18 protein-coding genes are annotated in these 19,636 nt (G+C 46.2%); 17 read left to right on the top strand and 1 reads right to left on the bottom strand.

The genetic code is table 11. The features are described 5' to 3' along the window. Positions 1-179: 179 nt before the first annotated feature. The 8 genes from V6W81_RS25815 to pssA all read left to right on the top strand — a co-directional run bounded on the left by V6W81_RS25815 (position 180) and on the right by pssA (position 10,147). Complete coding sequence (locus tag V6W81_RS25815; RefSeq protein ID WP_338540767.1) at positions 180-1,355, top strand: GNAT family N-acetyltransferase; 1,176 nt, start codon at positions 180-182, stop codon at positions 1,353-1,355. Positions 1,356-1,839: 484 nt separating this feature from the next. Continuing rightward, entirely contained in the window at positions 1,840-2,301 is a 462-nt protein-coding gene (locus V6W81_RS25810; RefSeq protein ID WP_024633618.1) for a CtsR family transcriptional regulator, read from the top strand. 28 nt (positions 2,302-2,329) lie between these two features. Further along, a complete protein-coding gene (locus V6W81_RS25805) occupies positions 2,330-2,854 on the top strand; it encodes a UvrB/UvrC motif-containing protein (RefSeq protein ID WP_056697612.1) in 525 nt (174 codons plus the stop codon). 28 nt (positions 2,855-2,882) lie between these two features. After that, a complete protein-coding gene (locus V6W81_RS25800) occupies positions 2,883-3,947 on the top strand; it encodes a protein arginine kinase (protein WP_338540766.1) in 1,065 nt (354 codons plus the stop codon). Positions 3,948-4,172: 225 nt separating this feature from the next. Further along, positions 4,173-6,632 carry an ATP-dependent Clp protease ATP-binding subunit gene (locus V6W81_RS25795; RefSeq protein WP_145053376.1) on the top strand — a complete coding sequence of 820 codons (2,460 nt, stop codon included), beginning with the start codon at positions 4,173-4,175 and terminating at the stop codon, positions 6,630-6,632. Between the two features lie 285 nt (positions 6,633-6,917). After that, positions 6,918-8,285, top strand: coding sequence for a DNA repair protein RadA (radA, locus tag V6W81_RS25790; RefSeq protein ID WP_056697618.1), 1,368 nt, complete (start codon positions 6,918-6,920; stop codon positions 8,283-8,285). A 13-nt stretch (positions 8,286-8,298) separates the two neighbouring features. Then, positions 8,299-9,375 (top strand): DNA integrity scanning diadenylate cyclase DisA, encoded by a 1,077-nt coding sequence (disA, locus tag V6W81_RS25785; protein WP_056697620.1) that lies wholly within the window; start codon positions 8,299-8,301, stop codon positions 9,373-9,375. 43 nt (positions 9,376-9,418) lie between these two features. After that, entirely contained in the window at positions 9,419-10,147 is a 729-nt protein-coding gene (gene pssA / locus V6W81_RS25780) for a CDP-diacylglycerol--serine O-phosphatidyltransferase (protein ID WP_338540765.1), read from the top strand. A gap of 154 nt (positions 10,148-10,301) precedes the next feature. Here the strand turns inward: pssA and V6W81_RS25775 are convergent, their stop codons facing one another. Beyond that, positions 10,302-10,697 carry a hypothetical protein gene (locus tag V6W81_RS25775; RefSeq protein ID WP_056697625.1) on the bottom strand — a complete coding sequence of 132 codons (396 nt, stop codon included), beginning with the start codon at positions 10,695-10,697 and terminating at the stop codon, positions 10,302-10,304. A gap of 173 nt (positions 10,698-10,870) precedes the next feature. Between V6W81_RS25775 and V6W81_RS25770 the strand changes: the two genes are divergently transcribed. The 9 genes from V6W81_RS25770 to V6W81_RS25730 all read left to right on the top strand — a co-directional run bounded on the left by V6W81_RS25770 (position 10,871) and on the right by V6W81_RS25730 (position 19,585). Beyond that, on the top strand, positions 10,871-11,956 hold the full coding sequence (locus V6W81_RS25770; protein WP_056697627.1) for a PIN/TRAM domain-containing protein: 1,086 nt from the start codon (positions 10,871-10,873) through the stop codon (positions 11,954-11,956). A 100-nt stretch (positions 11,957-12,056) separates the two neighbouring features. Then, positions 12,057-12,743: a 2-C-methyl-D-erythritol 4-phosphate cytidylyltransferase gene (ispD, locus tag V6W81_RS25765; RefSeq protein WP_056697629.1), complete on the top strand. Its 687-nt coding sequence runs from the start codon at positions 12,057-12,059 to the stop codon at positions 12,741-12,743. Positions 12,744-12,745: 2 nt separating this feature from the next. Then, the gene (gene ispF / locus V6W81_RS25760; protein WP_056697632.1) at positions 12,746-13,222 is read left to right on the top strand and encodes a 2-C-methyl-D-erythritol 2,4-cyclodiphosphate synthase; all 477 of its coding nucleotides are present in this window, start codon (positions 12,746-12,748) and stop codon (positions 13,220-13,222) included. A 35-nt stretch (positions 13,223-13,257) separates the two neighbouring features. Further along, positions 13,258-14,721, top strand: a complete 1,464-nt coding sequence (gene gltX, locus V6W81_RS25755; RefSeq protein WP_338540764.1) for a glutamate--tRNA ligase — start codon at positions 13,258-13,260, stop codon at positions 14,719-14,721. A gap of 626 nt (positions 14,722-15,347) precedes the next feature. Beyond that, positions 15,348-16,028: a serine O-acetyltransferase gene (gene cysE, locus V6W81_RS25750; RefSeq protein ID WP_056697639.1), complete on the top strand. Its 681-nt coding sequence runs from the start codon at positions 15,348-15,350 to the stop codon at positions 16,026-16,028. A 257-nt stretch (positions 16,029-16,285) separates the two neighbouring features. Further along, positions 16,286-17,686, top strand: coding sequence for a cysteine--tRNA ligase (cysS, locus tag V6W81_RS25745; RefSeq protein WP_338540763.1), 1,401 nt, complete (start codon positions 16,286-16,288; stop codon positions 17,684-17,686). A gap of 80 nt (positions 17,687-17,766) precedes the next feature. Beyond that, the gene (locus V6W81_RS25740) at positions 17,767-18,228 is read left to right on the top strand and encodes a Mini-ribonuclease 3 (protein ID WP_145053374.1); all 462 of its coding nucleotides are present in this window, start codon (positions 17,767-17,769) and stop codon (positions 18,226-18,228) included. Between the two features lie 83 nt (positions 18,229-18,311). Next, positions 18,312-19,058: a 23S rRNA (guanosine(2251)-2'-O)-methyltransferase RlmB gene (gene rlmB, locus V6W81_RS25735; RefSeq protein WP_239294133.1), complete on the top strand. Its 747-nt coding sequence runs from the start codon at positions 18,312-18,314 to the stop codon at positions 19,056-19,058. Positions 19,059-19,063: 5 nt separating this feature from the next. After that, complete coding sequence (locus tag V6W81_RS25730) at positions 19,064-19,585, top strand: NYN domain-containing protein (RefSeq protein WP_128103684.1); 522 nt, start codon at positions 19,064-19,066, stop codon at positions 19,583-19,585. Positions 19,586-19,636: the final 51 nt, after the last annotated feature.

Here is a 19,636-nt window from a genome sequence, read left to right as displayed (position 1 = left end):
TTTATTTTCTCGGAAGATCATCTTATTTTCTGTGAATATACGTATCCAAGAGGTGCCGTAGCACCTCTTATTTGACTTTGCAGGGTTCCTCTGACACACTCATAGAGAAGACATACATCACAGATCAGACCACACTGGGATGATTTCATCATTTTCTAGAGAACGGGGTGCAGAATGAGATGGAATTTCGTAAATTAACAGCAGACGCTTTCGAAGAATGCATGGCTCTTTCTGAATATGCATTTCAATTTGTAATGAAAGAGGAGCAAAGGGAGAAGCGCCAGAATCAGTTTGATAAACATAATGTATGGGGAGTTTATGATGATGGCAGCCTAGGTGCCAAGCTCCACCTTATTCCTTTTCAAACGTATATTCATGGTCGGTCATTCGACATGGGTGGTATTGCAGGTGTAGCCACTTGGCCAGAGTACAGACGAAAGGGCTGGGTAGCCGGTCTTCTCAAACACACATTGGAAGAAATGAATCGCAACAAACAGAGCATTTCGTTCCTGCATCCGTTCGCGTTTGCTTTTTATCGGAAGTATGGATGGGAAACATACATTGAGTACAAAAAATATAAAGTGCCTACCTCGCATTTGCCTGCCAAAAAACAAACACCCGGAACGTTGCGCAGAGGCAATCCAGATCTGGATGTTTTAAAAAGTGTATATAATGCTTATGCGGAGCGCTATAACGGAATGTTGGTCCGTGACGATGCGTGGTGGAAAGACTCGGTGCTTACGGAGGGAACCAGTCAGAAGGCCGTATATTATGATGAAGCCGGGCAAGCCCAGGGATATATATTATACGAGGTCAAGGAGCGTAAATTCACGATCGATGAGATCATTCATCTGAATGAAGAAGCGAGACAAGCCCTATGGACCTTTATAGCCAACCATGATTCCATGATTGAAGAAGTTACATTACAAGCGCCAGCAAGTGACACCCTTGCTTTTCAATTGGATAATCCACGAATTCAGCAAGAGATCATTCCTTATTTTATGGCTCGCATTGTGAGTGTGGAGCAATTTATTTCTCAATATCCGTTTGCCAGTCAGGATTCCCCAGTACAGATTGCTCTTCAGGTTAAGGATGCTCATGCACCTTGGAACGAAGGCGTGTGGCAATTAAATGTTGCCATGAATGGAACGGCTTCAATCTGGAAGGCTTCCGAACCTGTTTCTGAGGATCAGACAGTACAAATGGATATTCAATCTCTTACTGCTGTGCTGATGGGGTACCGAAGACCTGCTGAGATGGCAGAGATAGGCAGAATTAATGGGCCTACTGAGGCAATTAGTGCTTTGGAGAATGCAATTCCTGTACGGGAAACGTATTTACTTGATTTCTTCTAAAGGATTAGATTGAACAAGAAATTATAAGGATTCGTTTAATTGCAGCACTGATGGTTCCTATAATCACCCGGTATAGCATGAAGGCGTAAGGGTAAGACAAATGGACTTCTCCAGCTCTTTTGGAGAGGTTTTTTTGTGTCCAAAGAATATTTCGTGTAAAATCGTAAAAAATGAATAGTGACCCCACTTGGCAAACTCACAAAATATGCTATAATGTATATAAAGTCAAAGAAAGTCAAAGTCAACTGAGATCATCATTTCGTTTGACTTTCTTATGCCATCCGCTGAGTAGAGTGCGACTACACTTTTCTATGTGGAACAAGCAGTATTAAAGGACCTTCGAGCGGCCTTTACTCTCCCGGTAACACTTGTGGAATCCAGATTCGGTGTTTCACGGAATGGTTAAATGGGATGAGAAGGTGCACTCTGTAGGGGCGTGTGGGTCCTTATTGACTTAACGTTTCAGACAGTGGAGGATGAGTGGATGCGTAATATCTCTGATATTATCGAACAATATCTGAAGAGTATTCTGCATGAAAGTCCCGAAGGAATGGTTGAAATTCAGCGTAATGATCTGGCAGACCAATTCTCATGCGTGCCTTCTCAGATTAATTACGTCATCAGCACCCGGTTTACCCTTGAGAAGGGTTATCTGGTGGAAAGCAAACGCGGTGGCGGTGGTTATGTACGTATTCAACGGATTGAACTACCTGCTCACTCAGCACTGCATAACCATTTGCATCATAGTATTGGAGATGAGATCGGGCAGACTGCTGCCGAAGGTCTAATCTACCAACTTGAGGAAGCACGTTTCTTGAGCAAACGAGAGGCGGGGTTGATGCGGGCGGCTGTATCGAGAGAAATTATTTTGGTCAAACTTCCTTACCGGGATCAAATTCGTGCCAGAATGTTGAAGGCGATGTTAATATCTTTGCTCGGTAAATGAAACTATCGGGATCAAAGGAGGTACATCAATGCTTTGCCAAGAATGCAATAATCGTCCGGCTACACTTCATTTTACGAAGATCGTGAACGGAGAGAAGACGGAATTTCATATCTGCGAGTCGTGTGCTCGTGAAAAAGGGGAAATGATTCCCGGAACAGCAGGTGGATTTTCCATTCATAACTTGTTGTCCGGTCTGCTCGATTTCGACCCATCTGGTAAGGGTGGATCCGCAGGAACACCACCTGCTCAATCCCTTCGATGTGAAGAATGTGGCATGACGTATTCCCAATTTAGCAAAATCGGCCGATTCGGCTGTAGCTCATGTTATAAATATTTTGATAGCCGTCTAGACCCGCTGTTCAAAAGGGTACATGGCAGCACCTCCCACGTAGGTAAAGTACCTGCAAGGGCTGGTGGTCGTATTAAGGTCAAACGTCAAATTGCAGATTTGAAACGTACTCTTCAAGAGAGTATCACGCAAGAAGAATTCGAAGAAGCTGCTCAGATTCGTGACCAGATCAGAGAACTTGAAAAAGAAATAGCTCAGGAGTAAAGTTTGTCATGAGTAGGAGGGATGCGTAATGCCTAATCTGCCTTTTACAGAGAAGGCGCTCAGCGATTGGATGCGCAGTGATGCGGCTGATTCAGAAATCGTTATTAGCAGCCGTGTCCGGATCGCACGCAACCTGCAGCATTATCCATTTCCGATGCTTGCATCCAATGAGCAATCGGAGGAAGTGCTGAATAAGCTGAGCGAAGTACTTCAATACGACGATGTTCATGCTTTTGGGAATTTCCACACGCTGGATCTAATCGATATTGATGAACTTGATAAACGTGTGTTGGTGGAGAAACATCTGATTAGTCCCAGTCTTGCGAATGAATCCAAGAACGGCGCTGTCATCCTTAGTGAGGATGAATCCGTCAGTATCATGATTAATGAGGAGGATCATCTTCGGATCCAATGCCTCTATCCGGGGTTCCAAGTGAAAGAAGCCTGGGAGAAAGCTTCTGCGATAGATGATGCTTTTGAAGCGCATGTGGATTATGCTTTTGATGATCGTAGAGGATACCTGACCAGCTGTCCTACCAATGTCGGTACAGGTGTAAGGGCATCCGTAATGATGCATTTGCCGGCTCTGGTCATGACACAACAGATTGGACGTATTCTAACGGCGGTTTCCCAGGTAGGGCTTACTGTCCGAGGGATTTACGGCGAAGGTAGCGAAGCGATGGGTAACCTGTTCCAGATCTCGAACCAGATCACTCTAGGACAGACCGAGCAAGAAGTTATTGAAAATCTGCATAGTGTTGTTTTACAGATGATTGGACACGAACGTACGGCTAGAGAGCGACTGATTACAGACTCAAGACTGCGTATTACGGACAGGGTTATGCGTTCTTATGGCATACTGTCTCACGCTGCCATTGTGGACTCAAAGGAAGCTGCACAGCGTCTCTCGGATGTTCGTCTTGGTGTAGATTTAGGTCTGTTGGAAGGACTCACTATACCGGTAATGAACGAGCTGAACGTCATGACTCAGCCAGGCTTTTTGCAGAAAACGTTCGGGGAAGATATGCGTACAGATGAACGAGATATCTACCGTGCTCAGCTCATTCGGGATACGATCAACCCCACAAAGTAAGGTAGCTTCAGAATTATAAATGAGGTTTCACGCTGCAATTGCAGCTTTTATATAATAAGGCAGATTTACATCAGGTCATTGCAACGAATCTACAAAATTGATGTGAAATGCTTAATGATTTTATTCGCAGCATGGCTGCAGACAACGTGTTATAAAGAATACGGTGGAGAGCTGGGTTCAGTAGCTCTAGCCCGTTTTATCCAAAACCATGGAGGTGCAGGAGATATGATGTTTGGAAGATTTACGGAACGTGCCCAAAAGGTACTCGCATTAGCGCAGGAAGAAGCTGTCCGTCTCGGTCATAATAACATCGGTACTGAGCACATTTTGCTCGGCCTCATTCGTGAAGGCGAAGGTATTGCAGCCAAAGCGCTGATCGGCCTGGGACTCGGATTGGAAAAAATTCAGGATGAAGTAGAAACGCTGATTGGCCGTGGTCAGGAGCAACCTACTAACATTGCATATACGCCTCGTGCGAAAAAAGTAATTGAGCTATCTATGGATGAAGCCCGCAAATTGGGACACACATATGTAGGAACAGAACACATCTTGCTTGGATTGATCCGTGAAGGTGAAGGTGTAGCAGCACGTGTACTTAATAACTTAGGTATTAGCTTGAACAAAGCTCGTCAGCAAGTACTTCAATTGCTGGGTAGTAGCGAAGCGGTATCAAGTCATAACGGAACACCTGCTAATGTTAGCACGCCAACACTCGACAGCCTGGCTCGTGACCTCACGGCCTATGCGAGGGAAAACAACCTTGACCCTGTGATCGGACGTAGCAAAGAGATTGAGCGCGTAATTCAAGTGCTGAGTCGTCGTACGAAGAACAATCCGGTATTGATTGGTGAACCAGGGGTAGGTAAGACGGCGATTGCTGAAGGGCTTGCCCAAAAAATCATTGCAAACGAGATTCCAGAAACATTGCGTGATAAACGTGTTATGACACTGGATATGGGTTCAGTTGTAGCGGGTACGAAATACCGTGGTGAATTCGAAGATCGTTTGAAAAAAATTATGGATGAGATTCGCCAAGCAGGTAACATCGTCCTGTTTATCGATGAGTTGCATACTTTAATCGGTGCAGGTGGAGCAGAAGGTGCAATCGATGCTTCTAACATTCTGAAGCCGGCTCTGGCTCGTGGAGAATTGCAGTGCATTGGTGCAACAACGCTGGATGAATATCGTAAATATATTGAAAAAGATGCAGCGCTTGAGCGTCGTTTCCAACCTATTACGGTGGATCAACCATCCCCAGAAGAAGCTATTCAAATTTTGCACGGCTTGCGTGATCGTTATGAAGCCCATCACCGTGTGAAAATTACAGATGAAGCAATTGTACAGGCGGTTAAATTGTCTGATCGATATATCACTGACCGTTTCTTGCCGGACAAAGCGATCGACTTGATCGATGAAGCAGGTTCCAAAGTAAGGCTGAACTCATATACAGTACCGCCAAACTTGAAACAACTGGAGAGCCGTCTGGAAGATATCCGCAAGGAAAAAGATGCAGCGGTGCAAAGCCAGGAATTCGAGAAAGCTGCAGCTTTGCGTGATACGGAACAAAAAATCCGTGAAGAGCTAGATGTAACGAAGAACCAATGGAAAGAAAAACAAGGTCGCACAGATTCTGAGGTAACACCTGAGGATATCGCACAAGTGGTAGCCAACTGGACTGGAATTCCGGTGAACAAGCTGAAAGAAGAAGAAACGCAGCGCTTGATGAACCTGGAGCAAATTCTCCATGAACGTGTTATCGGTCAAGATGAAGCTGTGAAATCTGTCAGCCGTGCTGTACGTCGTGCTCGTGCTGGTCTGAAAGATCCGAAACGTCCAATGGGTTCATTTATCTTCCTCGGTCCTACTGGGGTTGGTAAAACCGAGCTGGCTCGTGCGCTGGCTGAAGCGATGTTTGGTGATGAGAATGCAGTAATTCGTATTGATATGTCTGAGTATGGTGAGAAACACTCCACATCAAGATTGGTCGGAGCGCCTCCAGGATATGTCGGTTACGAAGAAGGCGGTCAGTTGACAGAGAAAGTTCGTCGCAAACCGTACTCCGTTGTCCTCTTGGATGAAGTCGAAAAAGCACACCCAGAAGTGTTCAACATTCTGTTGCAAGTGCTTGAAGATGGTCGTCTGACTGATTCCAAAGGCCGTGTAGTTGACTTCCGCAACACGTTGATCATTCTGACATCCAATGTGGGTGCAGAAGCGATTAAACGTAACTCTACACTCGGATTCACGGCTGTGGTAGATGCAGGAGCAGATTATGACAACATGAAGGGTAAAGTAATGGATGAGCTGAAGAAAAGCTTCCGTCCAGAATTCCTTAACCGGATTGATGAAATTATCGTCTTCCATTCTCTCGAAGAAAAACACATCGCTGAAATTGTTACACTCATGAGTGAAGAACTTCGGAAACGACTGCGTGAATACGAAGTGGACTTCGAGCTTACGGACAATGCGAAGGCATTCCTTGCCAAAGCGGGCTTTGATCCAGCTTATGGTGCACGTCCACTACGTCGGGCAATCCAGAAGCACATCGAAGACAAATTGTCAGAAGAGCTGCTCACAGGCAATGTAGTCAAAGGTGATTCCTTGCTCATTGATGAGGATAATGGCGCCTTGTCTGTAACTAAAAAAGATATTGTTCCGTCCACGGAAGAGATCGAAACGAAGTAACCCATCGGGATCATTCGTTAAGAGATTCGTGGGAATGACTAAAGACCTTTCTGGCCTATGCCAGAGAGGTCTTTTTTGCAATCTACCCTTCTGGCTTCTTACCACTGAAGAAGTGGCAATAACAGGAGTAGAAGATTCAGGAACATGTGTAAAGTTTACGATAATCCTTTACGAAAAATCTCAAACAATGGTAAACTTTTATTAACCCTGCGCGTTAGGAAGTCGGGGCAAAATTCGTCGAATAATGCAAAATGCTGTTATAAAATAAATGGTAGGAGTGCTGAAGTGGCCAAAGTAAAAACCAAGTTTCAATGTACGGAATGCGGCTATGAAGCCCCCAAATGGTATGGTAAGTGTCCAGGTTGTCAGTCATGGAATTCAATGATAGAAGAAACTGAAACGGTGGTCAAAACACAAGGGAGGAATTCTCCCCTATTTGACAGTAAAGATAAACCGCTTCCTATCATAGATATAGATAGCGGTCAGGAGCCGCGAGTGCAGACTGGAATCGGAGAACTGAACCGTGTATTGGGTGGCGGGATCGTTCCAGGTTCTCTCGTTCTGGTGGGCGGAGACCCGGGTATCGGAAAATCAACATTGATGTTGCAGACGTCTCATGCGTTGACACATTCAGGTTTACGTGTGTTATATGTATCGGGCGAGGAATCGGTAAAACAAACCAAATTAAGAGCAGATCGTCTTGGCGCACTCTCTCCTGAACTGTATGTGCTGTGTGAAACCAATATGGAACGTGTTGAGGAAGCGGTGGAGCAGATCCAGCCGCATTTTCTTGTCATCGACTCGATTCAGACAGTATATTTGCCCGAAGTTACCAGTGCGCCGGGAAGTGTAGCCCAGGTAAGGGAATGTACATCAAGGTTCATGCGAATTGCCAAAGGTCGAGGCATTGCAACGGTTCTCGTAGGGCATGTTACCAAGGAAGGTGCCATTGCTGGGCCACGTATGCTAGAACATATGGTGGATTGTGTGCTCTATTTCGAAGGGGAGCGTCACCATACGTATCGTCTATTGCGGGCAGTGAAGAATCGTTTTGGTTCCACGAACGAGATCGGTATTTTTGAAATGGGTGAAGATGGACTGCGTGAAGTCGGTAATCCATCAGAGCTCTTTCTGTCGGAACGTCCACTCGGCGTAGCTGGATCTACGGTGGTAGCGAGTATGGAAGGAACACGCCCCTTACTCGTGGAGCTACAGGCATTGATCTCTGCCACTCATTTCCCTTCTCCGCGTCGTATGGCGACAGGCATAGATCACCACCGGTTAAACTTGATCATCGCTGTATTGGAGAAACGGATGGGGATGTTTCTACAAACCCAGGATGCCTATCTTAATGTAGCGGGGGGCGTACGCCTAGATGAACCCGCTGTGGATTTGGCAGTTGCAATCAGCATCGCTTCTAGTCTAAGAGATGTACCAACCAAACCAGACGATGTCATATTTGGCGAAATTGGTTTGACGGGTGAAGTTCGAGCTGTATCACGAGCCGAGCAACGTGTGAAGGAAGCCGAGAAGCTTGGCTTCAAACGAGTCATTTTACCAGAAAAAAGCTTAAAGGGCTGGAAACATCCTCGCGGGATACAACTGATCGGTGTAAATACCGTGGCAGATGCACTAGCGGTCGCTTTAGATTAGGGGGCATAACAAGATGAAAGATTCGAGCCAACTGGATAATATGAATGAGTTGTTAAGGTTGATCGCACCAGGTACACCTTTCCGCGAAGGTCTGGAGAACGTGCTGCGCGCCAAAACGGGGGCACTGCTTGTTGTAGGATACAGCCCTGAAGTGATGGAAGTGGTTGACGGGGGATTTTCAATTAATTGTGATTTCTCTCCGAACTACCTGTATGAACTTGCAAAAATGGATGGTGCCATCATTCTCAGTGAGGATCTGAAACGAATTTTATATGCGAATACTCAATTGATTCCAGATTCGTCCATATCTTCTTCAGAAACAGGGATTCGTCACCGTACAGCGGAGCGCGTAGCGAAGCAAACAGGCAAATTGGTGGTTTCCATCTCCCAACGTCGGAATATTATTACCCTTTATCAGGGAACACTCAGATATTCACTGAAAGAGATCGGTGTAATCTTGACCAAGGCCAATCAGGCTATTCAAACGTTGGAGAAATATAAAGCCGTTTTGACGCAGTCTCTAACCAACCTCAGTGCTTCGGAATTTGAAGAACAGGTAACCATTCCTGAAGTCGTGAATGTTATTCAGCGGACGGAAATGGTGATGCGGATCAAAACGGAAATTAAACGATATATTCATGAATTAGGCAACGAAGGAAGACTGATCTCCATGCAAATGGAAGAGCTGGTGGGTACAACGGAAGAAGAGGCATGGTTGCTCTACAAAGACTATGCACGCGACGATAGTGATGACAAGATTCGCGAAATTATTGTGGGTTTGAAGAGATTGTCGGATGATGAACTGCTTGATGCACATCATATTGTACGTTTGCTCGGATATCCTTCATCAGCAGCGACGTCTGAGGACTCGGTTGCGCCACGTGGATTCCGGGTATTAAATAAGATACCCCGTCTGCCCAATGTCATCATTCATAACCTGGTGGATCAATTTGAACAGTTGCCTCAAGTTATTATGGCAACCATTGAAGAGTTGGACGAAGTGGATGGAATCGGTGAAGTGCGTGCTCGCACAATCAAGGAAGGTCTGAAGCGACTTCAGGAGCAAATGTTTATCGACAGACAGATGTAAGAGTGTGCCTATAATGGCTTGAAGATGATGAGGTGAAACAACGATGTTAACCAGATTCATTCCGAATCTCTTTACCTTAGGTAATCTGTTTCTTGGAATGATGGCAATATTACTTGCAATTGAGGGGAACTACAGTTTAGCAGCGATTATGGTTATTGTTGCGATGTTACTGGATGGTCTGGACGGACGGGTGGCACGAGCATTGAATGCCCAGAGTGAATTTGGCAAGGAGCTGGACTCTCTGTCGGATATGGTATCGTTTGGTGCCGCTCCAGCGCTGATTGTGTTTATGGTTTCATTTCAAGATGCTTCACCAGTATTAGCTTGGATTGCAACGACGAGCTTCCCCATCTGTGGTGCAATTCGCTTGGCTAGATTTAATGTACGCCCGGGGATTCCGGGATACTTTACGGGTCTGCCGATTCCAGCAGCAGGTGGGGTGCTGGCGACACTCTCCTTGTTTAACAAAGATATCGGTCCAATCAGTATGATCATCGCCACATTGTTGTTGTCTTATCTGATGGTGAGTTCACTCAAATACCCCAACTTCAAAAAGGTTGGTCTGCCCCGTAAAGCGATCTGGATTGCTCCATGGGTGGTTGCCTTTGCGGTAGCCGTAGCGATTATTTTCCCAGAACAGTTATCCAAATTAATCTTTATACCACTTGTGCTATATGCCTTATACGGAATGAAGCACAATTTACGGACAGCAGCCTCGCGTAGCCGAGCTAAGAAACGTAGAGAAGAGAAGTCTTCCCGTTCCGATCGGTAAAAGGGTATGAAAGCAATCACTTATATTTATATGCTATAGAGCCGTTTCAATAACGCAAAAAGCACGTGTGCTCCGACTTCGGAGCCACGTGCTTTTTTCCTGTTATTCCAATCTATACGGTAACAACCAACCTCGTGCACTGGTGATGCATCGTTTATGACAAATTGAACATCCCTAACGTCGAACATTTCTGTGACTCGTGATTCACGACCTCTTCCATGTTGATGTCCAAGAGATTGCAGAGAGCAGACATATAAAACAGGTTGCGTCCTAATTCGGAACTGATCACCTCTTTACAATTCTCACACAACTCACCTTCGACATGCGTCTCCAGTAAACCCTTGGTCTGAGCAATACCGCTCTCAGGGGCGTACTGTTGCTTCGTAGCGTGCAGCTCAATGCAGCCGCATTCGGTAATGGCCTTGGACACGGCACGGTTGACCGAAGCCCCGGCTTGTCCCGTTTTGGACAGCACATCAATCAAACTGCGGTGACGCAATAACAGCTCAGAAACTTGATCCTGAAAAGCCTGTAAACTTAGCGTACTCATTTTGCTACTCACCTCGGGATATGAATTGAATTCATTATATGCCAATTTTTTATCTTCTTTCAACTAAGGATTGCATCTTTTCCAAAAAGTTCTTGTTTATGGGATTAGCATTTTAGGAAATGGATCATACTGGATATGAAGATGGAAATATCATGAAGGAGGTGCAGGGACGTATGTGGAAAAAAGGCATTTTAACTTTTACAGGATTGTGCGGAGCATGGTTCGGCTATACAGCATATCATCTGGCAGGGAAATCCATCCCTTGGATGGCAGAATGGATTCAATCCGCAGGGCTCTTGGGAGCCGGGGTATCCACTGCGCTGGGAGCCGTATTATTTATGGCTGCATGCAATCTAGGTGGCACACTGATCGCCGATCGACTGCATAATGGAATCAATGCTTTGGCAAAAGTGCCTATGAATGAATTAGCAGCAGGTGCAGTAGGTACGGTTACAGGTTTACTGGTGGCGTTGTTGCTCTATCCTTGTTTAACATGGTTAGGGACAGCCGGAGAGGTGCTCCAAGTAGCGCTGACGGTTGTTAGTGCATATTCGGGTTATATGCTTGCACTAGCCAAAAAAGACGATCTAGCAGCCTTCTGGATGTCAGGACGATGGGGGCATCCTGAGGCCGATGAAGGACGACGGTTAGAGGAACACAAGATTTTGGATACGAGCGTAATTATTGATGGACGGATTGCAGATATTTGCAAAACCGGATTTATCGAAGGCACGATTGTCATCCCTGAATTTGTGTTGGAAGAATTACAACATATCGCCGATTCATCCGACCTGTTGAAACGAAATAGAGGACGGCGAGGACTAGATATTCTAAACAAAATTCAGAAAGAGCTCGACGTTAAAGTGCTTATTTATGAAGGTGACTTTGAAGAGATATCCGAGGTGGACAGTAAGCTGGTCAAGCTTGCTAAAGTACTTCAGGGCAAGGTTGTTACGAATGATTTTAACTTAAACAAGGTGTGCGAACTTCAGGGTGTATCTGTGCTGAACATCAACGATTTGGCGAATGCGGTTAAGCCAGTCGTGTTGCCAGGTGAAGAGATTATGGTGCAGATCATTAAGGACGGTAAGGAACATGGACAAGGCGTGGCATACCTGGATGATGGTACGATGATCGTTGTAGAAGGTGGACGCGAGTATATCGGCATGATGATGGAAGTGCTGGTGACCAGTGTACTGCAGACATCTGCGGGAAGAATGATTTTTGCGAAGCCGAAACTGTTGGAAAAAGCCCAATAAAAACGGTATGATGGGTAGTGTATCGTAGCACATATTGGATATCCCTTGTGGTGTTTGATATAGCGAACGATAAACTGACAGACAAGGCAGGGATTGCGGCATGGATAAAGGGTGGGGCGTTGTCGTTGTGGCGGCAGGTCGGGGAACCCGGATGGGTACAACCGAGAGTAAGCAGTTCCTGCTGTTGCAGGACAAGCCCGTTTTCATACATACGCTTGAAGTGTTTGCGGCTCTGGACGAGATGCGCGAGATCGTGCTGGTGACCGGAGCTGGAGATGTTGAACGCTGCCTGAATTGGGTAAAAGAATACCATCTGGAATCACGAGTTCGTGTCATCCCCGGCGGGAAAGAGAGACAGCATTCGGTCCATGAAGGCCTCAAGGCCCTAGGAACGGATTGGGTCCTCGTTCACGACGGGGTACGTCCTTTTATTAACCGTGAGCAGATCAACGCTTGCATGACAACTGTAATGTCTGGCGGGGGTGCTGTTCTGGCGGTTCCTGTTAAGGATACGATCAAACAAGTGAATGCGGAAGGTGTCGTTACGGCGACGCCAGACCGCAGCAGTCTGTGGAGCATTCAAACCCCGCAGGCTTTTCGTCTTTCTGCATTGTTGCTTGCATATGAGTCGGCAGAGAAGGATGGCTTTCTAGGAACAGATGATGCGATGCTGGCAGAACGCCAGGGCATAACAGTCAAGGTTGTGGAAGGCAGTTATACGAACATTAAGTTAACGACGCCGGAAGATTTACAGTATGCCGCGTTTTTGCTGAGGGGAGAGAGATAGCAATGATTCGTGTAGGACAAGGGTTCGATGTGCATCAGTTGGTAGAGGGAAGACCTTGCATTATTGGTGGAGTGACGATTCCTCATGAAAAAGGGTTGTTAGGCCATTCGGACGCTGACGTGCTGCTACATGCTATTAGTGATGCGATTCTGGGTGCGCTGGCACTTGGTGATATCGGCAAACATTTCCCGGATACCGATCCGGAATTTAAGGATGCAGACAGTGTGAAACTTTTGGAACATGTGTGGCAGCTTGTGAAGGATCGGGGATACCGCCTCGGTAACATTGATTCAACCATCATTGCACAGAAGCCGAAGATGGCACCTTACATTCCACAGATGGCCGAGGTTATCGCTAAGGTACTGGAAGCGGAAGTAGATCAAGTGAATGTCAAAGCAACAACGACAGAGCAGCTCGGATTTCCTGGTCGGGGAGAGGGCATTGCAGCTCAATCGGTTGTTTGCCTTGTTCGCGTGTGATATCATCAACCAACGAAGAGACGGAGGGGATAGTTATGAGCACGGAAGTACGCGTGCGCTACGCGCCGAGTCCAACGGGACACCTACATATCGGGAATGCCCGTACGGCGTTGTTTAATTACTTGTATGCTAAACATAATAAGGGCAAATTCATTATTCGTATTGAGGATACGGACGTGAAGCGTAACATTGCTGGTGGGGAAGAAAGTCAACTGAAGTATCTGAAATGGCTCGGCATCGAATGGGATGAGAGCATTGATGTGGGTGGAGAATACGGGCCATACCGTCAGACGGAACGGCTGGATATCTACCGCAAATATACTCAAGAGCTGCTGGATAAAGGTCTTGCTTACCATTGCTATTGCACAGAAGCGGAATTGGAGCAAGAGCGTGAAGAGCAGACAGCTCGTGGGGAGACGCCGCGTTATTCGGGCAAACACCGGGATCTGACACCAGAGCAACGCAGTGCATTTGAAGCAGAAGGCCGCGTAGCGAGCATTCGTTTCCGTGTACCGGAGGAACGGATCTACACGTTTGATGATATGGTTAAAGGAACAATTTCGTTTAACAGCAAGGAGTCTGGAGACTTCGTTATCGTCAAAAAAGATGGTATTCCTACGTACAACTATGCGGTAGCAGTGGATGATCACATGATGAAAATTTCCCACGTATTGCGCGGGGAAGATCACATCTCCAATACGCCGCGTCAGTTGATGATCTATGAAGCGCTAGGCTGGGAGCCGCCGCAATTTGGTCACATGACGTTGATTGTAAATGAAAATCATAAAAAGCTGAGTAAACGGGATGAATCCGTTATTCAGTTTATTGAACAGTATGATCAGCTCGGCTATTTGCCAGAGGCGATGTTCAACTTCATTTCCTTACTTGGCTGGTCGCCAGAAGGAGAAGAGGAGATCTTCTCACAAGAGCAGCTCATCCAAATTTTTGATACGAAGCGCTTGTCTAAGAGTCCAGCGGTATTTGATACCAATAAACTGGCACACTTGAACAATCACTATATCAAAAATGCAGATCCAGATCGGATTGCTGAAATGGCGATTCCTCATCTGCAAAAGGCAGGACGGATTGCTTCTGAGCTGTCGGCTGAGCAGAAAGAATGGGCTTATACACTCGTTCATCTCTATCAAGAGCAGATGACAGCAGCTTCGGATATCGTTGAATTGTCTGAAGTATTCTTCCGTTCAGATCTCGAACTGGAAGCTGAAGCTGTAACGGTACTCGCTGAAGAGCAGGTGCCGACTGTACTGAAAGCTTTTGCTGACAAAGTTCAAGCAAGTGATGAGTTCACGCCAAGCAAAATGGCAGCACTCATCAAAGAAGTACAGAAAGAAACTGGGTTTAAAGGTAAACAGCTCTTTATGCCAATTCGTGTAGCGTTAACAGGGCAAACACATGGGCGCGATCTGAATCAAACCATTGTACTGCTTGGTCGGGACACAGTGATTGAACGTTTGCATGCCCAAGTAAAAGGGGCATAATCCAGCGAGAATACAATTCATTTATAGTTGCGTACAGGCATTTAATTTCTGTCGATTACAGGGGAAGCCTGTTGTCAGTCTCAACCCTTTTCGCTATAATAGCAACACAACGAATAAATGATATGATTTATCTATATAGAACAGCAAAGACCGGGAGGAGTACGTTGAGCCGGACAGATTCAGAGAGGATGGCCCTGCCTAAAGAATGAAGTTCTTTGGTGCGGTGGCTGTGAGCCATCCGCTGTCCGTCAACCGAAATGCGCCTGTGAGCTGCATAGCCGAATCCAGCCCCGCCCTTGTCGATTAGGATAAGGGAAAACGTTAGGATAGGTTGTGACGGTTGGTTCCCGTTATTAAACCGTTTGAGGGTTCATTGTTATACAGGTGAACTGAGCAGAGTGGGACCGCGATTAACGCCTCTGTAGCTTACATAGCTACAGGGGCGTTTTTTGTATGTCTGGACATGTAACTCTTTCAGAGATAATCAAATCACAGTGGTGTTGAATTACAGTTACAGCGGTACGGAGTCCTAACATGTGCATAGGTGTGAAGCTAGAAGTACACTATCAAGGAATGCGCCATCCGGTAAACCGGAGGACGAGAACCTGAACAAGAGGGGAACGAGCATGTTTAAGAAGATCAGATCAGATATCCAGGCGGTGTTTGAAAACGATCCAGCGGCCCGGGGATGGTTTGAGGTGGTATTTACTTACTCGGGGCTGCATGCGATATGGGCGCATCGGATCGCGCATTTTTTATACAAGCGAAGGTTCTTCTCGTTCGCCCGGTTCATTTCACAGATTAGCCGTTTTATGACAGGAATCGAAATCCATCCTGGTGCTACAATCGGCAAACGGTTGTTTATTGACCATGGAATGGGTGTAGTTATTGGTGAAACGTGTGAGATCGGTGACGACGTTGTTATCTATCAAGGGGTTACTCTTGGGGGGACGGGAAAAGAAAAAGGTAAGAGACATCCGACAATTGGTAATAATGTGGTTATCTCGTCAGGTGCCAAAGTGCTTGGTTCGTTCAGTGTGGGGGATCAATGCAACATTGGAGCCAACTCGGTTGTACTGAAAGAGGTGCCAGCGAATAGTACGGTTGTGGGTATCCCGGGGAGAATCGTCAAACAGGATGGGCGCCGTGTCGATCGTCTGAATCAACAGTTACCAGATCCAGTCATTGATTCTTTGCGAAGTATGCAACAAGAGATTGAACGCTTGCGGGAAGAGGTGCGTACGATGCAGAATACCCGTGAGATGGAGTCTTCGCGTGATACAATAAATAAAGGAAGCATGAGATGAAAGTGAGTGCTATATAAGTTCAACTAAACTTTTTACACAAGAACGGAGAGGACAGAAATAACGTGAAGAAGCGAAGCGTTCGCCTTTATCCCCGGATTTGCCCTTTGGAAGAAGGGAATCAAAAAAATCTGGGGATAACAGCGATCGGAAGGTTATTCTGTCATCGAAGTGGAAAGTGTAAACATTCTTTAGTTGAACCTATATAGATAAGTCGAACTCATTCATTCCATGCGGAAAAGAACGAAAGGAAAGTGACCATGACGCTTCAAATTTACAATACAATGAGTCGTGCAAAAGAAAAATTTGTCCCTCAAGAGCCGGGGAAAGTGAAGATGTATGTGTGCGGACCGACGGTATATGATTACATCCATATTGGTAATGCACGTCCAGTGATCTTCTTCGACACGGTTCGCGGTTATTTGGAACAGACCGGACATGACGTGAATTATGTCGTTAACTTTACAGATGTTGACGATAAGCTTATCCGCAAAGCAGAGCAGCTCGGTACAGACGTACCGCATGTAGCAGAGAAATTTATTGCAGCCTATTACGAAGACCTTGAAGGACTGGGTATTCCTAAGGCTAGCAGTAATCCGAGAGTAACCGAAAACATGCCGCTCATTATTGATTTCATCCGTGAGCTGGTGGATAAGGATATCGCATACGAAAACGGTGGGGATGTATACTATCGTACTAGCAAGTTTGCGGAGTATGGTAAGTTATCTAAGCAGAATTTGCAGGAGCTTCAGTTCGGTATTCGCATCGGTGTGGATGAGCGTAAAGAGAATCCGGAAGACTTCGTTCTGTGGAAGGCTGCTAAGCCAGGAGAAATCTACTGGTCTAGTCCATGGGGAGATGGACGTCCAGGCTGGCACATTGAGTGCTCGGCCATGGCGCGGGAATATCTTGGGGATACGTTGGATATTCATGGAGGCGGGCAGGATCTACAGTTCCCTCATCACGAGTGCGAATGCGCTCAATCCGAGGTGCTCACAGGCAAGCCGCTGGCGAATTACTGGATGCATAACGGATTTATCCGTATTGATAATGAAAAGATGTCCAAATCACTAGGAAATGGTGTGTTGGTTAAAGACCTCCGCACGCAATATAAACGTGAAGCCATTCGTTACTTCATGTTATCTACACACTATCGTAACCCGCTTAACTTTACGGAGGATACGATGGAGCAAGCGCAGAACAGTGTAGACCGGATTACCAATGCGGTGGTTAATCTTAAGCATCGTTTGCAGGCAGTGACTGTAGATCAGGATAGCTCAGTTGAGTTCACGGCAAGATTGGAACAGATTCGTGAGCAGTATCATGAGAAAATGCAAGATGACTTCAATACGCCTGACGCAATCACAGCTTTATTTGAATGGGCAGGTGAAGCGAACCAATTGTTACAACAGGATGTAGTAAATGCTGCGGATATTCGTGCTCTGCTGGAACTGTTCAGCGAACTGAACGCAGTATTGCGCATCTATACTGATGCTGAGCCTGAACTGTTGGATGATGAAATTGAGCGTTTGATCGAAGAACGTGTAGAAGCGCGTAAATCTAAAAATTGGGCTCGGGCTGACGAGATCCGTGATGAACTATCTGCACAAGGAATCTTGCTTGAGGATACAGCTCAAGGGATGAGATGGCGTCGCAAATGAGTGAGGAGCAGCCAAAAAAAATGTCTGAAATTGCCGAACTTACGGAAGCTGCCTCGACAGTGGAAGGTGAGACAAAGCGAATGGAGTCTGAAGAAACAACAACGCATATCGCTGAGGGGGGCTGGTTTCCCTACCCTCCCTCACGGCCTGCACGTCTGATTCCTCCAATTGCTCTGGCTTATATTGGAGACGCTGTGTATGAGGTGGCGGTACGTCAGTATTTGTTGTCCAAACCCAATATGCGCCCGAATCATCTGCACCGTAGTGCAACAGGGCTTGTATCAGCCAAGGCTCAGAGCCGAATTCTTACAGGAATTGAATCAGAGCTGACCGAAGAAGAACGTGATATGGTTCGTCAAGGGCGAAACGCGAAGTCTGGTTCCGTCCCTAAGAATGCTGATGTTCTAGAGTATAGACATGCTACGGCGCTCGAATGTCTGATCGGCTATTTGTATAGCAGCGGTCAACATGATCGTATGATTGCATTGATTGGTCGTGGGATTGAGCATGCAGAACAACAAGCGCAATCTTCGACAAAATAATTGAATTTCAACGAAAACCGCTACGTGAGTTTTGTCTAAACGAACTAAGGCTCTCGCGGCGTTATAGAGAGGATCGAACAACAATGGAAGAAGAATGGATCGCTGGTAAACACTCCGTAACGGAGGCACTACGCTCAGGTCGAACCATTAATAAAATATGGATTGCGGACACAGCCCAAAAGCATCTGACCCAGCCGATTATTGCAGAAGCAAAAAAATTAGGGATTGTGATCCAACATGTGGACAAGCGTAAATTGGATCAAACCGTTCCAGGTATACAGCATCAGGGGGTTGTAGCTCAAGCTGCGCCTTATGCTTACGTTGAGGTAGAGGATATTCTTGCCGCAGCTAAAGCGAAGGGGGAAGACCCATTTCTGATTTTGCTCGACGAAATCGAAGATCCACACAATCTTGGATCCATTTTGCGGACGGCAGACTGCACAGGCGCTCATGGTGTCATTGTGCCTAAACGCCGGTCAGCAGCAGTTACTGCTACGGTATCCAAAACATCTGCAGGAGCTGTTGAATATGTACCGGTAGCGCGTGTAAGTAATTTGGGACAAACGATTGATCGTCTCAAGGAAGAAGGCGTGTGGGTGGTCGGCACGGATGTTACTGCTAAAGAAAATGTATTTGGCAATGGGGTCTTCACAGGACCTGTAGCACTCGTGATTGGGAATGAGAACAAAGGTATGGGACGTCTCATCCGTGAAAAATGTGATGTGTTGATTAAATTGCCGATGCAAGGTCAGATTAACTCTCTTAATGCTTCCGTTGCTGCGGGTGTAGTTATGTATGAAGTGCTCCGGTCACGCCAAGTGCAGGAATAGAAACTATGGCTGACTCCCGTGATGTGCTTCTTGTAGACGGGTACAACATGATCGGTGATTGGCCAGAGCTGTCTAAGTTAGCGCAAAATGGATTGGAAGAAGCACGCAACCGTCTTCTATCGCGTCTTGCTGACTATCAGGCCTTCTCTGGCCGAAAGGTCATTGTTGTTTTTGACGCCTACCTCGTGCCCGGACTCGGCAAATCCTTTACACAGAGCAAGATACAGATCTATTTCACAAAGGAAAAAGAGACGGCGGATGAATGCATTGAGAGACTCGTTCGGGAACTCAGTATGCGAAGACGACAAATCTATGTGGCTACAAGTGATATGGTAGAGCAACACGTCATTTTTGGACAGGGAGCTTTGCGTGTGTCTGCTAGGGAACTGCTGATTGAAGTAGAGCAGAACGAGAAAGAGCTGCAAAAACGATTGGAAGAGAGGCAGTCTCAAACGACACGCAATACACTTGGGGGGAAACTCAGTCCAGATGTTTTGAAACAATTTGAGCGCTGGCGCAGGGAATAATCTTGGTTTTTACAGATATTACAATATTGAAAGTCTTGACAATTATGTTAT

The organism is Paenibacillus tundrae, from assembly GCF_036884255.1.
In the GTDB taxonomy this organism is placed as follows: Bacteria; Bacillota; Bacilli; order Paenibacillales; family Paenibacillaceae; genus Paenibacillus.
The sequence above is the reverse complement of the archived record's forward strand: the minus strand, read 5'-3'. Positions and strand labels throughout refer to the sequence as shown.

Coding starts and splice junctions, on each gene's coding strand:
- gltX (WP_338540764.1), top strand. CDS start 13,258: ATGAGCACGGAAGTACGCGTGCGCTACGCGCCGAGTCCAACGGGACAC.
- disA (WP_056697620.1), top strand. CDS start 8,299: ATGAAAGATTCGAGCCAACTGGATAATATGAATGAGTTGTTAAGGTTG.
- pssA (WP_338540765.1), top strand. CDS start 9,419: ATGTTAACCAGATTCATTCCGAATCTCTTTACCTTAGGTAATCTGTTT.
- V6W81_RS25795 (WP_145053376.1), top strand. CDS start 4,173: ATGATGTTTGGAAGATTTACGGAACGTGCCCAAAAGGTACTCGCATTA.
- V6W81_RS25730 (WP_128103684.1), top strand. CDS start 19,064: ATGGCTGACTCCCGTGATGTGCTTCTTGTAGACGGGTACAACATGATC.
- V6W81_RS25815 (WP_338540767.1), top strand. CDS start 180: ATGGAATTTCGTAAATTAACAGCAGACGCTTTCGAAGAATGCATGGCT.
- V6W81_RS25775 (WP_056697625.1), bottom strand. CDS start 10,697: ATGAGTACGCTAAGTTTACAGGCTTTTCAGGATCAAGTTTCTGAGCTG.
- V6W81_RS25800 (WP_338540766.1), top strand. CDS start 2,883: ATGCCTAATCTGCCTTTTACAGAGAAGGCGCTCAGCGATTGGATGCGC.
- ispF (WP_056697632.1), top strand. CDS start 12,746: ATGATTCGTGTAGGACAAGGGTTCGATGTGCATCAGTTGGTAGAGGGA.
- V6W81_RS25805 (WP_056697612.1), top strand. CDS start 2,330: ATGCTTTGCCAAGAATGCAATAATCGTCCGGCTACACTTCATTTTACG.
- V6W81_RS25770 (WP_056697627.1), top strand. CDS start 10,871: ATGTGGAAAAAAGGCATTTTAACTTTTACAGGATTGTGCGGAGCATGG.
- V6W81_RS25810 (WP_024633618.1), top strand. CDS start 1,840: ATGCGTAATATCTCTGATATTATCGAACAATATCTGAAGAGTATTCTG.
- cysE (WP_056697639.1), top strand. CDS start 15,348: ATGTTTAAGAAGATCAGATCAGATATCCAGGCGGTGTTTGAAAACGAT.
- V6W81_RS25740 (WP_145053374.1), top strand. CDS start 17,767: ATGGAGTCTGAAGAAACAACAACGCATATCGCTGAGGGGGGCTGGTTT.
- cysS (WP_338540763.1), top strand. CDS start 16,286: ATGACGCTTCAAATTTACAATACAATGAGTCGTGCAAAAGAAAAATTT.
- rlmB (WP_239294133.1), top strand. CDS start 18,312: ATGGAAGAAGAATGGATCGCTGGTAAACACTCCGTAACGGAGGCACTA.
- ispD (WP_056697629.1), top strand. CDS start 12,057: ATGGATAAAGGGTGGGGCGTTGTCGTTGTGGCGGCAGGTCGGGGAACC.